The organism is Pseudovibrio sp. JE062, assembly GCF_000156235.1.
In the GTDB taxonomy this organism is placed as follows: Bacteria; Pseudomonadota; Alphaproteobacteria; order Rhizobiales; family Stappiaceae; genus Pseudovibrio.
On sequence record NZ_DS996811.1, the window covers coordinates 28,923 to 50,662 of the forward strand.

At 52.7% G+C, this 21,740-nt stretch carries 15 protein-coding genes; 6 read left to right on the forward strand and 9 right to left on the reverse strand.

The genetic code is table 11. The annotated features are described in order from the left end of the window. Positions 1 to 51 precede the first annotated feature (51 nt). From PJE062_RS17080 to PJE062_RS17095, 4 genes are all read left to right on the forward strand, one after another. A complete protein-coding gene (locus tag PJE062_RS17080) occupies positions 52 to 882 on the forward strand; it encodes an IclR family transcriptional regulator (RefSeq protein WP_208982375.1) in 831 nt (276 codons plus the stop codon). A gap of 319 nt (positions 883 to 1,201) precedes the next feature. After that, a complete protein-coding gene (locus PJE062_RS17085) occupies positions 1,202 to 2,155 on the forward strand; it encodes a N(4)-(beta-N-acetylglucosaminyl)-L-asparaginase (protein WP_008551174.1) in 954 nt (317 codons plus the stop codon). Next, positions 2,152 to 2,886, forward strand: a complete 735-nt coding sequence (locus PJE062_RS17090; RefSeq protein ID WP_008551252.1) for a copper homeostasis protein CutC — start codon at positions 2,152 to 2,154, stop codon at positions 2,884 to 2,886. The genes PJE062_RS17085 and PJE062_RS17090 overlap by 4 nt, the downstream gene beginning before the upstream one ends. A 75-nt stretch (positions 2,887 to 2,961) precedes the next feature. Beyond that, the gene (locus tag PJE062_RS17095) at positions 2,962 to 3,408 is read left to right on the forward strand and encodes an Lrp/AsnC family transcriptional regulator (protein WP_008550787.1); all 447 of its coding nucleotides are present in this window, start codon (positions 2,962 to 2,964) and stop codon (positions 3,406 to 3,408) included. A gap of 357 nt (positions 3,409 to 3,765) precedes the next feature. On the opposite strand, the gene PJE062_RS17100 is transcribed toward PJE062_RS17095, so the two are convergent. The 5 genes from PJE062_RS17100 to PJE062_RS17120 all read right to left on the reverse strand — a co-directional run bounded on the left by PJE062_RS17100 (position 3,766) and on the right by PJE062_RS17120 (position 9,231). Further along, on the reverse strand, positions 3,766 to 4,932 hold the full coding sequence (locus PJE062_RS17100) for a polysaccharide biosynthesis/export family protein (protein WP_008551254.1): 1,167 nt from the start codon (positions 4,930 to 4,932) through the stop codon (positions 3,766 to 3,768). A 219-nt stretch (positions 4,933 to 5,151) separates the two neighbouring features. After that, on the reverse strand, positions 5,152 to 5,532 hold the full coding sequence (locus tag PJE062_RS17105) for a RidA family protein (RefSeq protein WP_008551223.1): 381 nt from the start codon (positions 5,530 to 5,532) through the stop codon (positions 5,152 to 5,154). A gap of 14 nt (positions 5,533 to 5,546) precedes the next feature. After that, positions 5,547 to 6,401 (reverse strand): pyridoxal kinase PdxY, encoded by an 855-nt coding sequence (gene pdxY / locus PJE062_RS17110; protein ID WP_008551144.1) that lies wholly within the window; start codon positions 6,399 to 6,401, stop codon positions 5,547 to 5,549. A gap of 69 nt (positions 6,402 to 6,470) precedes the next feature. Then, positions 6,471 to 7,748, reverse strand: coding sequence for a tryptophan permease (mtr, locus tag PJE062_RS17115; RefSeq protein ID WP_008551114.1), 1,278 nt, complete (start codon positions 7,746 to 7,748; stop codon positions 6,471 to 6,473). 82 nt (positions 7,749 to 7,830) lie between these two features. Further along, the gene (locus PJE062_RS17120; protein WP_008550870.1) at positions 7,831 to 9,231 is read right to left on the reverse strand and encodes a tryptophanase; all 1,401 of its coding nucleotides are present in this window, start codon (positions 9,229 to 9,231) and stop codon (positions 7,831 to 7,833) included. Between the two features lie 1,300 nt (positions 9,232 to 10,531). On the opposite strand from PJE062_RS17120, the gene PJE062_RS17125 reads away from it, so the two are divergent. Then, positions 10,532 to 12,451, forward strand: coding sequence for a hypothetical protein (locus tag PJE062_RS17125; RefSeq protein ID WP_008550960.1), 1,920 nt, complete (start codon positions 10,532 to 10,534; stop codon positions 12,449 to 12,451). Between the two features lie 476 nt (positions 12,452 to 12,927). Here PJE062_RS17125 and PJE062_RS17130 read toward each other — a convergent pair whose 3' ends face one another. Together PJE062_RS17130 and PJE062_RS17135 are read right to left on the reverse strand one after the other, a co-directional pair. Further along, a complete protein-coding gene (locus PJE062_RS17130; protein ID WP_037037484.1) occupies positions 12,928 to 14,031 on the reverse strand; it encodes a hypothetical protein in 1,104 nt (367 codons plus the stop codon). 597 nt (positions 14,032 to 14,628) lie between these two features. After that, complete coding sequence (locus PJE062_RS17135; RefSeq protein ID WP_008551016.1) at positions 14,629 to 15,825, reverse strand: MFS transporter; 1,197 nt, start codon at positions 15,823 to 15,825, stop codon at positions 14,629 to 14,631. Between the two features lie 359 nt (positions 15,826 to 16,184). Here PJE062_RS17135 and PJE062_RS17140 point away from each other — a divergent pair, with 359 nt between their 5' ends. Next, a complete protein-coding gene (locus PJE062_RS17140) occupies positions 16,185 to 17,807 on the forward strand; it encodes a virulence protein (protein ID WP_008551173.1) in 1,623 nt (540 codons plus the stop codon). Here PJE062_RS17140 and PJE062_RS17145 read toward each other — a convergent pair. After that, a complete protein-coding gene (locus PJE062_RS17145; RefSeq protein ID WP_008551058.1) occupies positions 17,768 to 19,297 on the reverse strand; it encodes a glycosyltransferase family 39 protein in 1,530 nt (509 codons plus the stop codon). The genes PJE062_RS17140 and PJE062_RS17145 overlap by 40 nt on opposite strands. Before the next feature lie 287 nt (positions 19,298 to 19,584). Further along, on the reverse strand, positions 19,585 to 21,732 hold the full coding sequence (locus tag PJE062_RS17150) for a 3-hydroxyacyl-CoA dehydrogenase NAD-binding domain-containing protein (RefSeq protein ID WP_008551208.1): 2,148 nt from the start codon (positions 21,730 to 21,732) through the stop codon (positions 19,585 to 19,587). Positions 21,733 to 21,740: the final 8 nt, after the last annotated feature.

Genomic DNA, 21,740 nt, shown 5'->3' on the forward strand with positions numbered 1-21,740 from the left:
CAAGCTGATAGACGTGGTTCAATGCTGGAAAACAGCACAGAAAATGCAGTAATGTTGCTATTGATAACTCACTTGAAGATGGATCAGGTTGGCAACGGCTCGATGATCCGCGATGCGAAGGCAGAGATGGCAACCAAAAGTCCCGCCCAATCCAACAAGAGCATTTCTGATGGCTTCGTCGTTTTGCAAGCGCTTGCCTCCTCTGATCGTCCCATGGGGGGACGGGAGTTGGCACGCGTATTGGATATGGAGACGACGCGGGTCAATCGCCTGCTGAAGACTCTGGCATCCATGGATATTCTGCAGCAGACCGCTCAGCGCAAATATGAGCCGGGCCCGGGCATGCACGTGCTTGCAGCCCAGAGCCTGCACGCTTCCAGCCTGCTGCGCCATTCCATGGACGCTCTGGAAACGCTGACTTCCACCGGTCTGATTGTGGCACTTGGAGTTTTGTGGCGGGATCAGGTGGCTTACCTTTACCACCGCACGCCGGGCATGTCAGCCGGTGACGCTCTGGGCCGTATCGGATCACGCCCTGCCACCATGACCGGCGTGGGTATGGCACTGCTCGCCGCCAAAACGGACGAAGAGATAATAAGTCTGTATGCCGGGCGAGATATCCCCGGTTACCCCGAGGGGCCAGAGGCACTGATGGACCGCATCACCACCATCCGCCGCCAGAACTACGCTTACGTGGAGGTTCAGCCCGATACCCTCGGCAAAGCCAACGACATCCACCAAACCATCGCCACCACCCTAGGCACCCCCACCACCGCCGCCCTAGCCCTCTCCGGCTGGATCCCCGAACCAAGCACCCAAGAGCTGATGAAACTTCTAAGAAGGTGTAAAGAGGTGATTGAGGAAAATATGGGTGGGGAATAAGTTACTCAGATTTTCGCAAGACCACCAACTCTCAGGTGGAGTTCAATAAACCTTGGCGCGATCTGCGAGTGAAAACATAACAACGCAGGAAAACGCAAAAGCTTTCAAAGGAACGCACAAAACAACGCAAACGCTCACAGGTTTGCGTGCTACCAATTTTCAAATCAAATATATCATTTAATTCAGATAGTTAGGAGTGCACCTCTCGGCATATTCACATGAGAGGCAGCCCTGAGCGCCGGATTGGTAGCATTGACAAGGCGTGTGGCGCGCCGAAGAGTTGCTGTGATTTATTCTCTGATAAGTTTTGAGCTGCGCAATGATTGTACTTGGAAACTCTGAAAGCTGGCCGGGCATTGGCACCACGGCGGACCACCTGCAAAACGGAGCACATGGACTGGATGCGTTGGTACCTGGGCTGTCTCTGGTGGAAGCGGAAACCAAGGTGCGCAGTGTAGGCTATGGCGGCTGGCCTAACCTTTTAGGAGATATGGAGTTCGACGCCAGCGTCATGAACGGCACCACACGGGATTATGGCGCTGTGGCTGGGGTGCCGATGACGCTGGAAGTCACACGTCTGGCAAAGGCCGTGCTGGATAATCTGCCTCACACCATGTTGGTGGGTGAGGGCGCACGACGTTATGCCGATGAGCTGGGGTTTGCCAAAGATCCCGCCCTTCTGGACCACAGCAAAAAAGTGTGGTGGCGCAAGCTGGAAGAGGTGATGAGCGAGGAGCAAAAGGCTGCATTCCCCAACACGGATCTTGCCCCCCTCACCAAGGCCATCACCGACCCGGAAAAGGTGCGCGACACCACCGTATTCCTTTGCAAAGACGGCGGGAACAACATCTGCACGGCAACCTCAACATCAGGCTGGGCCTGGAAATATCCTGGACGGGTGGGGGACTCTCCAATCCCCGGTGCTGGCTTTTACGCAGACAGCCGATATGGCGCGGCGGCCTGTACACACACCGGCGAAATGACCATGCGCTGTGGCACAGCCCGCACTGTGGTGCTGGCCATGAAACTGGGTATCTCACTGGATGATGCATTGCGGCTGGCAATCTCTGAACTGCAGGAGCTGGAGAGCGGCTACATTGGCGGTGTGGTGATCCATGCCATTGATGCTGCAGGCAAACACCGCGTGGTCAATGTGGGCTGTGATGAGGAGATTGTCTATTGGGTCTGGACACCTGAGCTGGGCCAACCGGAAAAGCGCAAAGCCATTCTTGCAAAAGACCTGCTGGCCGGGCAGGTGGAGGCGCTGTCATGAAGCTGGAAGTCTGTGTCGACAGCATTGCCGGACTGAACGCCGCAGTTGCCGGTGGTGCCGACAGGATCGAACTGTGCTCCTGCCTCGCCATGGGTGGGCTCACACCCTCCGTCGGCCTGATGGAGCTGGCTGCCAAAGCCCCCATCCCGGTCTACGCCATGATCCGCCCGCGCGGGGGTAACTTCATCTTTTCCCCGCAGGAGGTGGACCAGATGAAGCGGGAAATCGATGCAGTTCGTAATACCAATTTGGCTGGCGTCGTCCTCGGCGCAAACCAACATAGCAACGCACTTGACGCTAACCTATTGGGAAATCTGATAAATCACTCCGAAGGGCTTGGATTGACCCTCCATCGGGTTATAGATCTGGCTCCTGATCTGGTGGAAGCGACAGAAACCGCAGTGGACTTTGGCTTCGAACGCATCCTCAGTTCCGGCGGTGCTCACAAAGCATTTGATGGCATTGAGAATTTAGCAGCGATGCACCACACGGCTGCCGGGCGCCTTTCAGTCATGCCGGGTTCAGGTATCAACCACCAGACAGCCCCAGACATCCTGCAAGCTGCTGACTTTACTGAGATTCATGCCGGATGCGGTTCAACTTATCCGCAGGACCAGACACTGCTGGATTTTGGTTTTGAAGCGACGGGCGAAAAGAAGACCGATGAAAATCAGGTTAGATTGCTAAAGACTATACTTCTTGATTTATCTCAAACTACATTAGACCACTAGCTGATTGCACTAAAAAATCAATAATTATACTGTCGCACCAACTTTGAAATTCAATGAATTACTTTACCAGAGAAAATGCAAAATCTAAGCGATACAGAACGCAAAATCCTTTCTCTCTTGCAGGAGAACGCGCGGCAGTCTCTCACAGAGATTGCCCAGAAGATCGGCACGTCCAGAACCAACGTCAAAACAAAGATCGATCGGCTTTATGATGCTGGTATCATTAAAAGATTTACAGTTGATCTGGAAGATACGGACGTCAGAAACGCTGGCACACTGAAGAGCTTCTTCCACGTTCACCTGACAGAACCAGCCTGCGAAACACTATTTGAGCACGTTAAAAAATGGGAGGAAGTGAAAGGCTGCTGGACAGTTTCCTCTCCAACCACCGATATGATCGTGATGGTAGAGGCTATCTCACAGGAAGCATTGGAATCAGCCAGATTCCGTATCAGCAAGTTACCTTATGTAGATTCTATGCACACGACCTTCGTTCTAAGAGAGTGGCAGCATAAACTCTAACGATTTTTGTAGTATTACTTTGAAGAACGCACTGCGTAGATGAAACGATCAAAGGCATTTCTGCTGTGGAAGCAAATGTTAAGGTGAAAACGCCCTTGATCGTTACCTTCCGCGCGATCGGCTCATCGCGAAGAATTCAATTACATCAGCACTTTACCGCAAAGCTGATGCAGAGGCCGCCCCCTCAACGCCTCTGAACAGGAGGACCGGAGAGGATATTGCCCAACCGCCTCTATCGATAAATTCCTCTATTTTTCAGGGTAATGCCAGAGTGCAAAGTGTCCAAAATTTTCGTTTCGAAACAGCCACGCACAGCAAATAACTCAGCAAAATCAATCGATAGCGACTAGTTGATTGCTAAGGCATACCAGCCAACGCCACGCCTGAACGCAACGTTCCGGTGACCGGAGAAACGAGGATACTGATGAACTTGTTAACCTCTGACACGGAGGAGTTGGCAACATAGATCACATCTTTGTCTTTAATCTCAAAGGCTTGCGTCAGGAACAAGCCACTGGGTTCTTTCAGGTTGAGACGATAAACAACGGGAACAGTTTCAAACTCATTGTGCTGCTCATGCGGCGGAAGCAGCGGCATCATCTTCTGCCGGTCCTCAAACCGGAACAGGAACACACCCGTCGCATCCGCTGTTCCATCATGCAAACCACCAGACATTCCAATAGCTTCTGACAAGTTTAGCCGCGAAGACGGGAAGTCATGTTTGCGCCGGGCAACAACAGCTCCGAACACCGTAAAGGACTTCGGCTGGTGCGTAATAGAGACGATATCTTTCGGTCTCAGCCAGATGTTATTGGCCGGTTGCTCTGCAATATCATCCAGCCCAAACCGGAACTTCTTGTCATCCCGCACAACGGTGACAAACGACTCGTAATCCGGATTCCTTGTCCCCCCAGCCTCAGAGATCGCCTCGACCAGACTCAGCCCATCCTCATGCACGCGGAACTGGCCCGGCCTTGCCACATCTCCAATCACGATCACTTTGTGAGACCCATTTGCTTGAAGGTTTACAACCACTTGGGGGTCAACGGCCTTCCCCTCCAAACCAGCAAGGATCAGCTCACGCACCTCAGAGATTGTTTTGTTCTCTACATTCAGCTCGCCAACATAGGGCACATAGATCTTGCCCTTATCATCCACGACAAGCCCCAGCTCCGTTCGCTTCTGCCCTTGCGTGGAGAACAAACCATTAGGAATAGACTCCCAGATCCCGACGGAGAGCTGGTCGCCAACTCCAACACGGATCGTGCTGCGTTTGCCTTTGCCAACGCGGAATTCTTTGGGAGGTAAGTTGCTGGCATAATTGGATAAATGTTGGATTGTCGGCACATCTACATCCAGCATGACATAGCTCAGGGATTGCTCATCACTCTGCGAGGTTGCCGTTTCAACCTGATAAGCGCTTGGGCCATGTCCTGGAATTTCCGAGCACCCGGCGACAGCCAGTAGTAGCGCAGATGCAACAAGGAACTCCAACCAGCCAGATATGTGCAAACATGTTTTCACATGTCGACACTGCCGTATTCGTGAGCGTTGGAGTAGCCGCCGGATTTAGCTATTGCAGTTTAAGCGCAGGGCAACGAGGGGAGATAATTACTGCAGTTTTTGCAATTTTATTACTGAGATGAAGCTACAACTAATTGAATTTATAGCACTATTCAAAATCATAACATGAGGGCAATGCTCGCTTTGGACCACGAGCATTGCAGGGGAAATCCTACCCGGTTACGGGCAGGCGATCATTTCGATCTCTACCAGAGCGTCTTTTGGAAGACGTGCAACTTCCACGCAGGAGCGTGCTGGGAACGGTGCGTTGTTGTCTTCAAAGAACTTGCCATAAACTTCGTTGACACGACCGAAGTCGTTGAGGTCTTTCACGAAAACAGTTGTCTTCTTGATGTTTTTCGCAGCAAGGCCTGCTTCTTCAACAATCGCAAGACCGTTTTTCAAAGACTGAAGGGTCTGCTCAGCAACATCTGCAGGCATCTCACCGGTTTCCGGGTTGATAGGCAACTGACCGGAGGTGATCACCATCTGGCCAAGGTTTACACCCTGAACATAAGGGCCGATCGCTGCAGGTGCTTTGGAGGTATCGATAGCTGTCATTGTTTTTTCCTGTTTTATAGGTTTATTAAGTCGAACTGTTCGGATGGTGAGACGAATTCCTGTTGAGCAGCAATAGTTTGCAGCTCCCATTCGCCTTTTTCCTGCGTGGTTTTAAGCACGCCGTACACCGCGTTGTTACAGTGCTGGAACGCTTCTACTTCAGAAAGTCCATTCAGATAACCAGCGGCAAATACAGATGTGATCAGATCGCCAACGCCAACTGGCTGGCGCTCAAACGGCAAATGCGGGCGCTGAGCCAGATAGCTGCCTTGCGCATTGGCGAACATCATGGTGAAAGCTTCGTCGGAGACGCTGTGAAGATGCTTGGCCAGAACCATTTTCGGCCCTTTTTCCATTGCCTTAGCACAGGCTTGTTTGGCTTGCTCCAGCGTTTCAACCGGCTCGCCAATGAACTGAGAGAGCTCGAACTGGTTCGGCACGATCACATCAGCAATCGGCATCACTTTGCTGACCAGCAGTTCAGCTACACCTTCGCTGACGATGCAGCCTTTATCAGGTGCGCCCATCACCGGATCACAGAAATAGAGACAATCAGGATTGTGACGGCGAACTTCCTGCACGATGTCGACAATGACATCACAATGAGAGGGGCCTCCCAGGTACCCTGTTACAATACCTTTGATCTGAGAAAGAACATTCAGCTTGGCAAGTCCCTCAAAGATTTCAGAGATTTGCTTGGCATCATGGGCCTGTCCGGTCCAACCTTGCGGGTGCTGGGTGTGGTTTGAAAACTGGACTGTGTTGATCGCCCAGACTTCGTGTCCCATGCGTTGCATTGGAAATACAGCACAGCCGTTGCCAGCATGGCCGTATGTCACGTGGGATTGGATGGAGAGTATGCCTTTCATTTCAATTTCCTCGTTTAAACTGAGGCTCACATTCGCGAGCCCCAGCAGAGCGTAAAGCCATTCTCGGCGCTATGGGTAAACTGGAAGTGCGTTGAACATTCCAAGCACATGGCTGACGGCAACCAGAATGCCGAAGCCAAAGACCACCCAGACCAGTGCCTCGCCACCCCAGACACGGAACTGAGGATTGCCGAATTTCTTGCGGCTGACGCGCACCATCAGGGCCGGAACGATCGCAGTCCAGACGGTCGCTGCAAGGCCAGCGTAACCAATCGCGATGATGAAACCATCCGGGAAGAAGATGCCACCGATCAGCGGAGGTACGAAGGTTACTGCAGCGGTTTTCGCACGACCTGCCTGGCTGTCATCAAACTTCAGGAAGTCTGCAAGGAAGTCGAACAGACCAAGCGCAACGCCCAGGAAGGAGCTCGCCACAGCCATGTTACCAAATGCGGACAACATGTTGGACGCAGAGGTGTTTTCTACTGCACGGCCAAGAGCTTCCACCAGTACGCCGATGTTACCGCCCTGTTCAATGATCGGACCAAAATCAGCTCGTGAGATGTTGCCCAATGTGGCGAACAGCCAGACAATGTAAAGTACCAGTGCGAGGAAAGTGCCTGTACCAAGGCAGAGCAGAATCTTCTTAGGCTCCTTGCCATAGTACTTCATCAGGCTTGGCACGTTGTGGTGATAACCGAAGGATGCCAGACAAAATGGCATTGCTGCGAACAGGTACGGGAAGTAGCTCCCCAGTCCCATACCACTGTCACTGTCAAAGAACACGGCGGCCTTCATGCTGAAGGTGTAGCCTGTCACGGACATGAAGAACGTGATGATCATACCGCCGAGCAGGATTGTTGTAATGCGGTCAACGGCTTTTGTGGACCACCATACGAAGAACGCAAGGCCCAGTGCGAAGATCAGGCCTGCAATCATCTGCGGAGGTGCAACGCCAACTGTTGCATCCAGCGTGTGTACCACGATGGAACCACCACCGGAGATGTACGCGTAGCAGAGGATGTAGCCGACGAACGCCACGGCGATGTTGTTGACGGTGTTCCACCCGTTCCCAAGGGTGTCTTTCACCATCGTGTCGAAGCTGGAGCCGACCGGGTAATTCAGGTTTGTTTCCAATATCATAAGCCCGGAATGCAGCATACAGAACCAGGTAAAGGCCAGCGCAAAAATAGCCCAGATACTCCACATACCAGCGCTGACGGTTGGAACGGAAAACATACCAGCACCGACCGCGGTTCCGGCGATGATCATTGCACCGCCTAGGAAGGATGGACTGGTTGTTGCAGTGGCATTGCCTATGCCACCGACTTGTGTGCCCTCAGACATTTACTTCTCTCCCGTGAAGTAGTTTTGTTATATCCGTGAGGAAAAGAGGGAGGCACAGAGCAGCGCCTCCCGAGGTGCCAAATTACTTGATTGGCTTCAGACGTGCAGTGAAGTGACGCAGGACAGGTGGTTCGTATTCAAACTCGAAGCCTTTGATATCCTTTGCGTTCTTCGCAACGTTGATCAGAGCATCCGCGATGTAATCCATGTGGTCGTTGGTGTACACACGACGTGGGATTGTGAGGCGCATGAGTTCCAGTGGGGACTCTTTTTGCTGGCCGGTTGCAGGATCGCGGCCGAGCAAGAATGAGCCAATTTCAACTGGGCGTACACCGGATTCCAGGTACAGCGCGTTACACAGAGCCTGTGCTGGGAACTGATCGCCAGGGATGTGCGGAAGGATCTTCTTCGCGTCTACGAACACTGCGTGACCGCCGGTTGGGTACTGAATTGGCACGCCGCCTTCAACAAGACGATCACCCAAATACTTAACCTGGCCAATACGATAGTGCAGGAAGTTCTCATCCGCACCCTCATGCAGACCACGTGCCAGCGCTTCCATGTCGCGACCAGCTAATCCCCCATAAGTTACGAAGCCTTCCATTGGGACGCAGAGGGTTTGGACGGCCTGGAACAGCTCTTTCTTCTCGCGGATTGCGCACATGCCGCCGATGTTGACCAGCGGGTCTTTCTTTGCGGACATGGTGAGCATATCGCCGTAGGAGTACATCTCACGGATGATGTCTGTGATGGACTTATCCGCGTAGCCTTCCTCACGCTGCTTGATGAAATACGCGTTTTCGCAGTAACGGGCGGAGTCGATCACAACCGGAATGTCGTATTTCTGGCCGATCTCGTAAACAGCACGCATGTTTGCCATGGAAACTGGCTGACCACCGGAGCTGTTGCAGGTCACTGTGGTGATGATCGCGGTGACGTTCTTCGCGCCGTGTTCCTTGATCGCCGCTTCCAGCTTCTCCAGATCGAAGTCACCCTTCCAGTCGTAGTAAGTGGTTGTGTCATAAGCACGTTCGTCCACCACGTTCACCGCCTGACCACCGTTCAGTTCCACGTGAGCGGCTGTGGTGTCGAAGTGGTAGTTGGAGATGAAGATGTGCTTGTCTGCACCACGAACTTCCTTCGCGCGGCGGATCAGAGCAGGGAACAGGATCTGTTCTGCACCACGACCCTGGTGGGTTGGTACCAGATATTCATAACGGAAGAAGTGATGAACCGCGTCTTTCAGGTTGTAGAAGTTGCGGGAGCCGGCATAGGCTTCATCGCCCATCATCATGCCTGCCCACTGGTAGTCAGACATGGCGCCGGTGCCGGAGTCTGTCAGAAGATCGATGTAAACGTCATCACTTGCAAGCAGGAATGGGTTGTAGCCAGCTTCTGCCAATGCCTTTTCGCGGTCTGCGAAACTGGTCATTTTGATTGGCTCAACCATTTTGATGCGGAACGGCTCAGGGATACGTTTCATTGTTCTAGTCCTTGCATTTTTACTGCGCATTCTTCTTAGAAAACTGTTTCCCACCGTTGGGAATACGCAGCTGCGCACAGGTTGGGTCGCTCTCCAACCCTTTGGCGCGAAAGTTACAACTGCCTGAAAGTGCAGGCATTCCTTTTGGAATTAACGTGTTGCGGCAGCAGTCCCGGTTTTGAACAATAGACGCAGCTTACCTGTTACCTGCCGGCGGCAGAGCAAGTAGATCTGCCCGATTAACTACATGAGTGGATGTAGTTCACCCGTGGCTCCAAGTAGATTAGGCGTCACTCGTTCAATTTTTCAAAGAGACTGATGGGCCTGTAGGCTTATACGCACGCGTTTGGGAAGTCATAGGCAAGACGAACGTCTTGCGTAAACCACGCCAAGCTCTTTTTATTGCGATACTGAAGAACCAGTACTGACCGGCTCATGACCTAATCCTCATCTTTACTGCATATCATGTGATAGCAAAGGCATATGAAACCACAATTGCCCATGTGTCAAGCAGCTATTCTACCTCTTTCCTACGGGGTTGCCCCTAGAACAAGTAGATAAGCCAGTATAGACTTCACACCGCATTAACAGGCGCTGTATTTTTCAAGCCAGCACAGTAAATAATTCTGTAAAATCTTAGTTTTTGCTTAGAACCCATGTTCTTTCCCATGTGCAAAAGCCGTTCCACCTGAAAACGCCCAAGGGTGAACCCTATAAATTAATTGTCTGGAAGCACGAGGCGCCACGAACTCTTGATATCTCAGAGATTTTTTGCCTGTTAAATTTCACAGGAGCCAATTATTCTAAGTTATTTGCAACAGGGCCTCCCTCAGCGACACTTTCCGGCTCGCACCTCATTATCCCCGCAACAAAATTGCGCGGTCCCGCACTTATCCTCCTCAAGTCACAGAACAGCCCTTTGCCGCGACGGTTGATAACTTCCCCACCCACCGGGCATAAGTCACTCTCAACCGCCAAAACCAGAACCCATGAAACCCGCTCAGCATTCCCCCTCACATAGCAACGCGTTCGTTTGCGTTCTTTCGTGTTTTTCTGCGTTTTTTAAGGATTTCATTGTGCAGTGCGGGATGTAGAGCCGTTTGGCGCTCATTTGTCATTTCATCTCTTCACAAAAGAGCTGGAGTTTTCTCGAAGAGAGGCTGGAGCAAAAATTTCAATCTACTTATCGAGCTGCATAAATGTATGGCTCCGACATTAAATTCACTGCAACCCATGATCTATATAGATGAATGCCTCATTAAAAAGTTGTGTTCTCATACGAGACTAAAGGAGCGTTGCCGTGGAATTCTTCTTTCAACAACCACTATCTCGAAAACCTGAATTCATCCAGCAAGCAAAACAAAGCACGCGGGTGCACTCCGTATTCGCAATTTCAGCAGTTTTCGCATTCTCGTGCTTCGCCAGTCCAGAAGAAGCAAAATCACAAGAGACAAACAGCTCTACCTGTGCTGACCAGATCGTTGTTGCGGCTACAGTACAGCCCCCTTGCCTGGATGGCGCAGCTCGTGGCATCACATTGGCAGCAGCCCGTGCCTATATCTGGAACACTTTCATTGCCCTCAACTGGCCAGCTGATGCCTCAGAGCGCGGTGCCCCTAATTTGTCGGCTGACTTTGGAGGTCCAGGACCAACCGTTTGGGAAACCATGCGCTCCAAGTCGGAAGTTTACCCCGGAAACGCCTCGGCAAAGATACCGCCTCACGGGGTTACGCTCGACCCTGACGGTATTCCCAGCAATAAACCTGACTATGGGTATTCCCAGGCTCCGGCCTATTTTTTCGACCCAAAGTCAGTTGGAACAGATAACGGAGAAGTCGCTGCCTGTGATGGGCAGAAGCCAGTCGATACCCCGGCGCTGATCAATCTCGACGAGACCACACAGATTGGCAACAACCAGATCTATGCCGGTCACCTTCCGGCAACCGATCCAAGCGGATACAACAGCAGTCCGCAGCTCATCCGTTTTTCAGTGAAAATGAACAAGAGCGTCTATACCAATATGGTTGAGAACCGCTTCTGGTATCCGAGTAATGATGACGGAACGCCATCTCCCCTTGAGATTGCGCAGGACAATTACACCACTGCATTGGAAAGCGGCCAGGGGCAGAACCCGCAAAAACCCTATGTCAATTTCGCGCCAACCCCGGAAAACAACCGCGATACTGCCATTGAGCTTAAACTGGCCTTCCGGCCTCTGACAGATACCGAAAAAGGATCTGGCAGGTTTTATATGACCAACGTCCGCTACTACGAAACCACAGGAACAGGTGCGGATGCCAAACCCTGCTATCGGGAAGATACCTGGGGTCTGACCGGTATGCACGTATTGGTGTTCCCTGAGCAAGCTCCCTGGGGTATCTGGGCAACATTCGAGCAAGCAGACAACATTCTGTCCAAAGATGGAAAAGCAATCGAAAACGAAAACGGTGAAGTGATTGACCCGCACAATCTCCCGGTGGAAGCGACATCTCCAAAGTTGGTAAAGGATGAGATTGCGTCCATAAAACTTCCGGTTATTAAAAGGGACGGTTCCTATTGCCACACACCCGGCAACCGTTTGTTTTTACGCGAAAACCCTACCTACAAGTTCAAAGATCCCGTTTTTAAGAAAATAGACTTCTACCCGACATTGCCATCAGACGGCAATATTTGTGTTAACCGCCGCTGGTATGCAATCCCCTCTGATGTAATCGAAGCCAACCAAGGCGCCCACTACGAGATTGAAACCTATCTCGATCTGAAACATTCCGGAGAACTGCCCGCCAAGAGCCCCCTTCTTTACTACAAACTGATCAACGTCCAGCCTCAGCCAGTTCATAAAGCCGGGATGGATGACGGAATATTCTCAACCACCGCCTCCTATTATCTCTCAGATTCCACTGTGGAAACCGACTACTCCCTCGCAAATTTTGACGGCTTCCTCGAGGAAGGTGTTCCGGTCGCAAAATCAATCTTAAATAAGCCGCTTTACAACACCCAGCTCTTACCGTTCCAAGCCCAACGACTTGGCTTCGGCAAAATAAACATGGGCGGTTGCGCTGGATGCCATGCATCGGCGGCCCAGGATGGGCGCGACTTCAGTTTTGCGTTGGGCAGCAACGCAAAAGCTCCCGAGGCCGTTGATGCGTTCACGGTTCCCGATGGCTTCATAAACTACTTCAAATCCTTGACCTTTATCGAGAAAAACATCCAAGAGTAAGAAGTAAACACTACCTGGGCCCCTCATATAGCAGTGAAGGACACTCTGTCATTCAGAGGGCCTGGTCGTGAAGTGTCCTCTCGGACACGGAGCGCCAGGGCCTCTGACTACTGCTAGCCTGCCAGCTTTGCAAAGTGGCGGAAGACTTGAGTACCTTGGGTATCGAGCTACTTTAGCTGACCAAATCGAGAGGTTGGTGTGATGTGTCCTTCCGGGTGCTCGTGTTTTATGGGGTCAGGAGGGCTGCCCGTCGGTGGTGAGGGGCGTTCTCCGTTCCCTGAAGCAACGTGCCAACCATGAAACCTGAGGCTCTTATCGAAACATCGCGGCCCTGCCGGTTCTTCTTCTCCCGCAGTCTCGGCTTGCCGGGGAGGTGATTTATGAGGGGTCGGTTGTGGCACGTAGTTTGTGCGTGGTGGACCTTTGACCATCGCTGAGGACACGCATAGGTGGTTCACTGATGAACATCCACCAGCTCACCCCCGAAACGACCGAAAGACCTCATAGAGTTGGAAGAGTTGCTTCTGGGAGTTGATGCCCATTTTGTAGAGGGCGGATTTGAGTTGTTTGCGGACGGTATCCAACCGCACAGACCTGTCCTGCGCGTAATCCTGCAGGGATTTGCTGGAAAGGACGGCACTGATGACGTGGCTCTCTGCCTTGGAGAGGCGGAAGACGTCACTTAGCTTTTCAATCACGGCTGGGTCAGCTTGGGCCGTCGCACTGGTCATCATGATCTTCACGGCCAGATATTGCGCAGTTTCCAATGAACCGTCAGACGCCTGCGGCTTTGGGTTGAACATCTGGATCAGGTAAGTTGTCCCTGTGCGTTCATCCGTCAGGTTCACAATCGGCAGCCCTCCCACCAGCGCGCTGATCTGAGCCTCTTCCAGCTTCTTGTTCTGCTTGCGGTCAGAGCAGGAAATCCCGGTCTTTCTGAGCCTCAGGAACCCTTGCTCCAATATCTCAAGGGCTCTTGGGTTGATGGAGTTGATATCATACTGCGTGAAGATGATGAGTCCGTATGGCAGGTTTCCTGTAACCGAGTCCTTCAGCGCCAGTCTCATCTCAAGGCTTCTGACCCTTTGCCGATAATGCAAGGCCCTGCTGGCATGAGGGATCATGCTTTCAAACATCTTGCGCTGGAGGGGGGAGAACCCGTCTCCCGGATTGAGCGAAGACACACCAAACCAACCAAAATTATCGCCCTTGGTCAGGTTGGTTCCCATGAGGTCATAGACTTCGAACTTGGGAAGAAATTGATGTATGGGATTGGTTTTCAACCCATATTCGGTCGTCATCTCCGCGTCAGTAATGATCTGTCCGTATGGCGATCTGTTGACCCGGTCTATTCTGTAATCATGAGCAAAATAGTTTTCAGTGTACTCAGGCTCAAAAGAAGGATCGATCCGCGCAACATAGTTCAACCGCTCCTCCGGCTTGGCAGCATCATAAGTGTAAAGATGCATTCCGGAAGCTCTCAGCAGGTCACTGGCAGTAAGAAGCGCATCCTCGAAGAGTTCGGGGTGTTCAACGGCCTCGTAAAGCTGAGTAAGGAAGAAATCAAAGTCCTTTTTCATGGATATGCAATATGTAAACAGCAATGATTCGCGCAGCAATCGATAAACTTACCGTAACGGATAGCAAGTAAACATCAAATAGCATTTAAGTAGAACTACCAGTTCTTATCGCGACAGAGAGGCACTGGTTCTGAAGAAAGGTCTCATACCTCTCTTTTGAGCGCGCGCGAAGGCTGAGCCTTTTTCTTTAACAAGCCCCCATTTGAGGAATGTTTTGCAGCTCGGGCTTTCCCTAGCATGGCCTCAGGCTGATTACATTTTCTAAGCAATCACTGTGTTTCGTGGCCATGAAGCAGGCCACACATCAGCCGATCTATCCTGGGCTTGGGTAAGTTCAGTGAAGAGATGATGCAGGCACGGCCAAGGCCATTGCAGGTCTCTTCAACAGAGCCGCCCAAACCAGATTCAGCATTGATTTAACAGTTATGGGGGGAAGGGAATACTCGAATGTATAGTTCGTAACTTATTGTATTTATATTTGAAATTCATACCAAGCAGAGATGACGATTAAACCAGAATGTAATCTAAGTCGTTTGCTTTAAAACAGCTCGCAAGCCTCCATCGCGAGCTGTTTTTTGTTTCAATAAGTGCCTTTGCTTAAACCGATTTGTCGGCGGCGAGGGTGAGGTTCGCCTGATCGTTTTGCGCGCGGCGCAGGGCCATGGTGGCTTCCAGGGCGGCGAGGCCTACGATGAGGTAGAGCAGCGGGGCCGTGCCCAGTTCCACGATCATCCAGCCTGCAATCAGCGGAAAGCCGAAGATGCCGATAAAGTAGGTCAGCGCGAACAGCTGTAAGGTTTGCGGCACCAGATCTTCCTGCGCATCATTTGCTGCCATGGCCGCCAACACCGGATAAGAGGCACCATATCCAACCCCAAACAGGATCGCGACCACGATATAGGCCGGAACGCTGGCGCCGGAAAATGCAAAGAGCAGAATGCTGCCAGCCATCACATATTGCAGGGCGGCGATGGTCATGTAGGGCTGCGTGCCGCCTTTGAACTTGGCCAGCGCCACACGGCAGATGACAACGGTGATGGTGTAGGCGAGGAAGAAGTGAGCGTAGTCGAGCCCTCTGGCATCTGCAAACACCGTCTGGAAGTTGTTCATACCCGCAAACACACTGGCTCCGAGGCACACCATGATAATCGGTAGAACCGCTTTGCCTTTCAAAATGCTGCCCACATAGCCAAGGCTGAGGCGGGATCTGGCCTCCGGCCCCGGATTGATGGCATGTCGGCGCACAGGCGCAACCAGCACAAAAAACAGCAGAGCGCTGAGAACACACAGACCGGAGGTGATAAGGAACGCATCTGCAATGGTGCCACCTGCGGCTTCAATCTGCGATGCCATGACAGGGGAGAGCCCGAAGCCTGCCATCAGAACCACCGAGTGCAAGGCGAAGTAGCGGATACGTTCGTCCGCCGTTACAAGCCGGGTCAACACAACAGGGGCCAATGCATAGGTGAGGCCCCACCCCGCACCCAGCAACAAGCTGGCGAGAACGACCATTGCGTTCACACCATCCGCCAAAGCGAACAGTGCGAGAGCTGCGGCGATGGCAAGGCAGGCCAGCCCAAGGGTGACCACGCGGCCAAACCAGTCTGACAGATGACCAGAGAAGTACACGGCGATCAACGTGGAAACAGTCGCCACCAGCAGGATGAGGCCAACGGCTTTCTCATTGGCTCCGAACGTGGCGAACAGTCGTGGGAGCATGAAGGTGAGGCCATAAGCTCCCGCTTGCAGCAGCACGGCCAGTAAGTAAACGACAAATGTCAGAGTGCGAGACATGCACGGGCACCTCAAATAATCGTGTTTGAAAAGCAGGCGCTGATCAAACTCACTTGATCTGAGCCACCTTTGCTTCTGACAGGCACACTAAGCGCACGATTGGCACTTCAAAAGAACCAGTAAATGTAAATACTGAGGAACCAGTTAGGCTGATCGTTTATCACCTCCATGCATACATTTCACGCAATAAATCTTACATTGCAATGAGTTACCGGCATATCAATCGACGTATTCCAGTTACCCTGATATTTTATCGATTCCATTGACGCACCGTTCGCCCTGAAACCATCCCGTTATTTGGGAAAACCGCAGAGTACTCCAGAATAAGAGCAGTCCCGGAAGTGACATGGAGCTCATGGATGCCTAAGACGAAGAAGGAACAAGAAAAAACCTCCAGTGACCCGAAAGTGGTGAAGTGGATCAACGCGGTTTCAAAGCTCCTGCACATCAATCAGGAGGAAGCGAGTGCCAGGGGTGGTTCCAATGGTGATGATACGAACCACCTGGAAAGACCACAGGGCAACGGCATCTCACTGGAGCCTGATGTGCCTACTCAGGACACGACACCTCCTGAGACGCAGATCCTAGATCTCACACCAGAGATCAAAAAAGCACAGACTAAGTTTGAGGCCTACAAAAAGCGCCGGAACATCTTCAAGGATGTGAATGATCTGGAGGTCTTCGACAAATTCGTCAAATCCACCGCAGAATTTCTGGACAAGGCCAGCGACCTGAACAAGCAGCAAGATGTTTCCGGTGCTATCGACTCTTTGGACAATGCAACCCTGACGATGAAGGAAGTCGAAAAGATCTATGCCCGCGGTGTTGACTCTGCATGTATACTGCTACACCGAAAACAGGAACTGGCAGACATTCGAGCCCGTTTGAAGTTCCTCAACAGCTTTGATCTGGAAGGATTTTCTGAACAACGACAGAGAGAAGCTCCTCGTTTCGCCGAGTTCGTCAAAACCAATGCAGATAAAGCAGAGGCACAGCTGAAAGCTGGTGAAATCAAAGCCAGCCGGGATACCTTTGTAACACTGCATACCTATCTGGATACGCTGGAGCGGATACTCAAGGAAAAACCATCAAAGGAAACTCAAAAGCCGCGCAAGGAAATCACGGTTAAAGCTTATACCGGTGACAACTCGGTAGCTGGGGCACAGGAAATACTCACTGAACTGAATAGATTGTATGAGGAGCAGCGCAAGATCCCGTACACGGATAAAGAAGCCTACGCACAGAGCAGGGAAAAGATAGCGGCTCAAAGGGAGTTGCTCAAAAACCCTGATCACCGGATCAACAATGCTGACCGTGATGGAATCTTTACTCAGTTTGAGCCTCTGGGCGAGGATGGCAAGTCTGTTCTTGATAGCGGCGAATACGAGAAAGCCGGAAACAAGATCCACTTGAGCGTCCAGATGGGTCAACTGGAGCAAGCCGGTAACGTCCTGACACCCCTTTTGCTCTCACCAGATAATCCTTTCCTTTCGTTCAAAGTCACCAACATGGACGGAGCAGTAGCGGCCTTTAAAGATGATGAGAAGCAGTATTCCGCTGATACGCCTGAAGCCAAAGCCAAGCTGGCAGAGCAAAAAGCGTACTTTGATCGGGTCACCCAGGGAGCGCAGATCACCCTTTATCCCTATACCAAGGACACAAGCTATCCTGATGGAGCTGAGGACTTCGGCTTCTTTTTAAAACTGCTGGAACAGGAACTGGCAGCCGCTGGCATTCAACCGGGCAAGAACCCGGATTCCGATGCCAGCCTCGAAGGTCTGAGCTTTGCAACCTTCCGCAATGAAGAAGGCTCACGCGGTGTTGGCGTGGATGATGAAGACCAGCTTGAAGAAAACCGCAAGATGCTTCGCAGCAAGCCGTTTTATCAGGCCCTCACCAACAAGGATTACAAGCCCGAAAAACCTGAAGAGAGCCCGCCATCTCAGCAAGACGAGCCTGAGAGTAGGAAGAGTGCCCGATAAGGCATGCCACCTCGATTGATCGTGATCGGCTCGTGCTGGGTGATCTCGCAGAATGATCCGGTTAGGGATGCGCGAACACGGTTCAGTCGCGTCTCCCAGTCATCGTAGGGCAGAAGTCCTGCTACAAGTACGTTGCTGTTTTGGGCTGGCTTCGGCAGGAATCCGAAATGGCGGGGGTCGCTTCCCAGAACTCGCACTTCCGCCTGATCACCAAGGGCATAGGATACCTTGGCGCCATCGATCCAGTTGAGGGTGTAAAGCGGGGTTGGCTCCCCGTCCTGCAGCAGACCGCGGCTGATCAGAGCGTCCTTTGCATCAAACCAATCCATGGCACGAATGGTCTCGTCCCAACGCGGTGGAGGAGATCCGAGCGGTCGTGTCAGCAGTCCCGTTTTGAAATGCAGCCCTCCAAGCACCACAACGATCAGGATCAGCGCGGCTGAGGCCGCAAACGCGCGTTTGGCAATGACAACGCTCGACGGCTTTAGCTTTGCAAACCAACTGCCCAGAAGCGGGAATAGGAACAGGTATCCGGCCATGGGCCAGTGGGGCAGAGTGTTTCGGGAAAGCAGAGCGACTGCGTTGAACACGATGATCGGGATAAGCGCGAGGCACAGGAAGTACCGGTCCGCCACTGATTTCTCACCAGCATGGAAGAACCGCACCACAAGCCATAAGCACACGATCAGTGTCACGGGCTGCAGATAGGCCAGCTGCCCCAAAAGCATGCGCCCGGAGTTGAGAAGGTGAACTGGGAGGTCGAAACCGCTAGACGTCACCGAACGGGACAGCTGGAACCCGAATGACTGCCAGCCGTTCATGGCATTCCAGCAGATGACGGGGCTGAAGACCAGAAGAGCAACGGCACTAGCAATGTACGGGCCACGGGTACGGAGGAGGGGGCGGAGTTCTCTGTCCGTGAGCAGGAACAGCAAGGCACCCACTCCAGTCAAAACTGCCATGTACTTGGAGAGCAGAGCCAGACCAAACGCCAGTCCAACAGCGATCCAACGGGCATCGCTTATGTGGCGTGAGTTTGGATTCAGAAGCGGTGTCAGCAGGCTGGCCGTAATCAGCAGAAACAGCATCATCGGCCCGTCGGGAACTATCCAGCTTCCTGCGGAAAGGAGGAAGAACGGCGAGATGGAAAACCATGCAATTGCCCAGGCTCCAGCCTTTGCACCGTAAAAGCGAGAGGTCAGCTGAAAAAGTAGCAGGGTGGAGAGCACCGACATGGCGATGAAGGGAAAGCGGAGCACGAAGCCTGCTTCAGATCCTGTCAGCCATGCTGCTGCGTGAATGATCCAGAAGGTCAGTGGCGGATGGTCAAAATAGCTGAGAGACGGATGGCGCGCCATGGCAACCATGTAGCTTTCATCCACCCCGAGACCAAGCAGGGCAGCGCCATAAAAACGGGCGAGGGTGGCAGCAAATATTATAATGAAAACAACAATGGCAATACGGGCTGGTGTGACGGTTCTGTCAATCATCAGCTGCCTCATGATCAGGTTACTTCGCTTTTTGTTATGATGAGGATCAGACAGCCTTGAGCAGCAGAACAGCGGAAACGCCAATGCAGTTTCCCTATGGTTCAGCAACCTTCAGACAATCACTCTACCTCCAAAGCCCTTCTTCCTTATGAGCCTGAAGCTAACCTGAAAATTATGTAGTATTTTTATCAGTGAAACTGGGGAGCACAGTAGGAAAGCTGGCAGACACGCACAAAAAAGCCCGCGACACAGCGGCATCGCGGGCTTTTGGTTTAGATGGCTACAACTCAGGCAGCCGCGAGTTTTTCGCTGCGCAGTTTGTTGAGCGCGCTTTCGGTCACCTCAAAGCGGGGACCATAGGCTGCAGCCAGTTCGTCAGCGCGTTTCTTGAAGGCATCAAGACCAACGCCGTGGATGAACTGGAGTGCACCGCCGGTGTGAGCAGGGAAGCCAATGGCGAAGATGGAGCCGATGTTGGCTTCCACTTCTGTACGCAGCACGCCTTCATCCAGACAGCGCAGTGTCTCGATGGCCTGACGGTACATCATGCGATCTTCCGCATCCTGCATGGATACGTTCAGATCCCGCTCCTTGAACTGGGAAAGACCATCCCACAGCTTCTTGGTGCCATCCTCAGCATATTCGTAGAAGCCACCGCCATAGTGACGACCACCACGGCCCATGTTCACCATGGACTGGCCAACTTTCACGTTGGAGCTGTCATCTGCCGGGAACCCGTTTTCAACGCCAAGACGTGCATCCAGCGCGATGTGGGTCTCGTGGATCTTCTTGGTCAGCACCATGGAAACTTCATCATGCACGGCCAGTGGACCAACCGGCATGCCGATTTTCCAGGCGGCGCGTTCAATGGCAACCGGGCTCATGCCATCACGCATCAGAGCCAGGCCTTCATCCAGATAAGTGCCAAACACACGGCTGGTGAAGAAGCCACGCTTGTCGTTGACCACTATTGGCAGATAGCCGATCTGCTGCACGTAGTCATAGGCTTTGCGCAGGGTCTCTTCGCTAGTTTTATCGCCAACGATGATCTCTACGATCTTCATCTTATCGACCGGCGAGAAGAAGTGCAGGCCGATGAAACGGGTCGGGTCCGGACAACTTTCTGCCAGAATGGAGATTGGCAGAGTGGACGTGTTGGAGCCGTAGATGCCGGTGTCGGACAGCTGCTTGTAGGTTTCAGGGATAACCTTCTCTTTCAAAGAGATATCCTCAAACACCGCCTCGATGATGATGTCCGTGCCTGCAAAGGTCGCATCACTGTCCGTTGGCGTGATGCAGCTCAGCAGAGCGTCCTTCTTAGCCTCATCCATGCGGCCACGCTTGATAGCTTTGTCCGCCAGCTTGACGGAGTAGCCTTTGCCTTTTTCCGCATTCTCAAGGCTCATGTCCTTCAGCGCAGTTGGCAAGCCGCGGCTGGCGTGTGCCCAGGCAATGCCCGAGCCCATCATGCCAGCACCGAGGATCGCAGAGCTTCCCGCTTTCCACGCATCGCCTTGCGGACGAACCTTGCCAGACTTGATCGCCTGCATGCCAAAGAAGAAGGTGGTGATCGCAGCGCGAGCCTCAGTGGAGCGCAGCAGGGCTGCAAAGCCGCGGCTTTCGTTGCGCAGCGCACTGTCAAAGCCCATGCGCATGGAGTTGACGGCAATGTCCATCACCTTTTCCGGTGCTGGCATCAGGCCGCGTGTTTTGTTGTACAGCATGGTTGGCGCCATGGCTGCCACCATGCGCACATTGGCGCTGTCCGCATTGCCACCCGGATAGCGGAAGCCTTTTTGATCCCACGGCTGCGCCGCAGCCTCTGGGTTGGCTTTGATCCATGCTTTTGCAGCTGGGATGAGCTCTTCTGGTGTATCCACCAGCTCTTCCACCAGTCCGGCTTTCAGCGCTTTTTCCTGACGCAGCTGTTTGCCTTCAGCCAACAGAGGCAGAGCTGCTTCCAGACCCAGCTTGGCAGTGAGACGGACAACACCCCCAGCGCCCGGCAACAGGCCAAGGGTTGCTTCCGGCAGGCCAACAACAGCCTTTGGTGAGTTGAGCAGAACGCGGTGGTTACAGGCAAGGCAGATCTCAAAGCCACCACCTAGGGCCGCTCCGTTGATGGCCGCAACCACTGGCACCGGCAGCTTTTCCAGCTGGCGCAGGGGGGCCTTCATCTCTTCCACGTAGGCAAAGATGTCTTCCGGGTCCATGCTGCCGTGGAGCATCTCTTCCAGATCACCACCCGCGAAGAAGGTCTTCTTGGCAGAGGCGATGACAACACCGGTGAGGCCCTCTTCAACGGAGAGCTTGGCCATCAGCTCTTTCATGCCCTCAAACCAGGCGCGGGTCATGGTGTTTGCGGACTTGCCTTGTGAGTCAAACGTGATTGTAACAATGCCGCTGGCGTCTTTTTCGTAAATGTATTCAGACATGGTCTTCC

Coding starts and splice junctions, on each gene's coding strand:
- PJE062_RS17105 (WP_008551223.1), bottom strand. CDS start 5,532: ATGACAGCTATCGATACCTCCAAAGCACCTGCAGCGATCGGCCCTTAT.
- PJE062_RS17095 (WP_008550787.1), top strand. CDS start 2,962: ATGCAAAATCTAAGCGATACAGAACGCAAAATCCTTTCTCTCTTGCAG.
- PJE062_RS17090 (WP_008551252.1), top strand. CDS start 2,152: ATGAAGCTGGAAGTCTGTGTCGACAGCATTGCCGGACTGAACGCCGCA.
- PJE062_RS17085 (WP_008551174.1), top strand. CDS start 1,202: ATGATTGTACTTGGAAACTCTGAAAGCTGGCCGGGCATTGGCACCACG.
- PJE062_RS17150 (WP_008551208.1), bottom strand. CDS start 21,732: ATGTCTGAATACATTTACGAAAAAGACGCCAGCGGCATTGTTACAATC.
- pdxY (WP_008551144.1), bottom strand. CDS start 6,401: ATGAAAGGCATACTCTCCATCCAATCCCACGTGACATACGGCCATGCT.
- PJE062_RS17080 (WP_208982375.1), top strand. CDS start 52: ATGTTGCTATTGATAACTCACTTGAAGATGGATCAGGTTGGCAACGGC.
- PJE062_RS17135 (WP_008551016.1), bottom strand. CDS start 15,825: ATGTCTCGCACTCTGACATTTGTCGTTTACTTACTGGCCGTGCTGCTG.
- PJE062_RS17140 (WP_008551173.1), top strand. CDS start 16,185: ATGCCTAAGACGAAGAAGGAACAAGAAAAAACCTCCAGTGACCCGAAA.
- PJE062_RS17120 (WP_008550870.1), bottom strand. CDS start 9,231: ATGAAACGTATCCCTGAGCCGTTCCGCATCAAAATGGTTGAGCCAATC.
- mtr (WP_008551114.1), bottom strand. CDS start 7,748: ATGTCTGAGGGCACACAAGTCGGTGGCATAGGCAATGCCACTGCAACA.
- PJE062_RS17130 (WP_037037484.1), bottom strand. CDS start 14,031: ATGAAAAAGGACTTTGATTTCTTCCTTACTCAGCTTTACGAGGCCGTT.
- PJE062_RS17145 (WP_008551058.1), bottom strand. CDS start 19,297: ATGATTGACAGAACCGTCACACCAGCCCGTATTGCCATTGTTGTTTTC.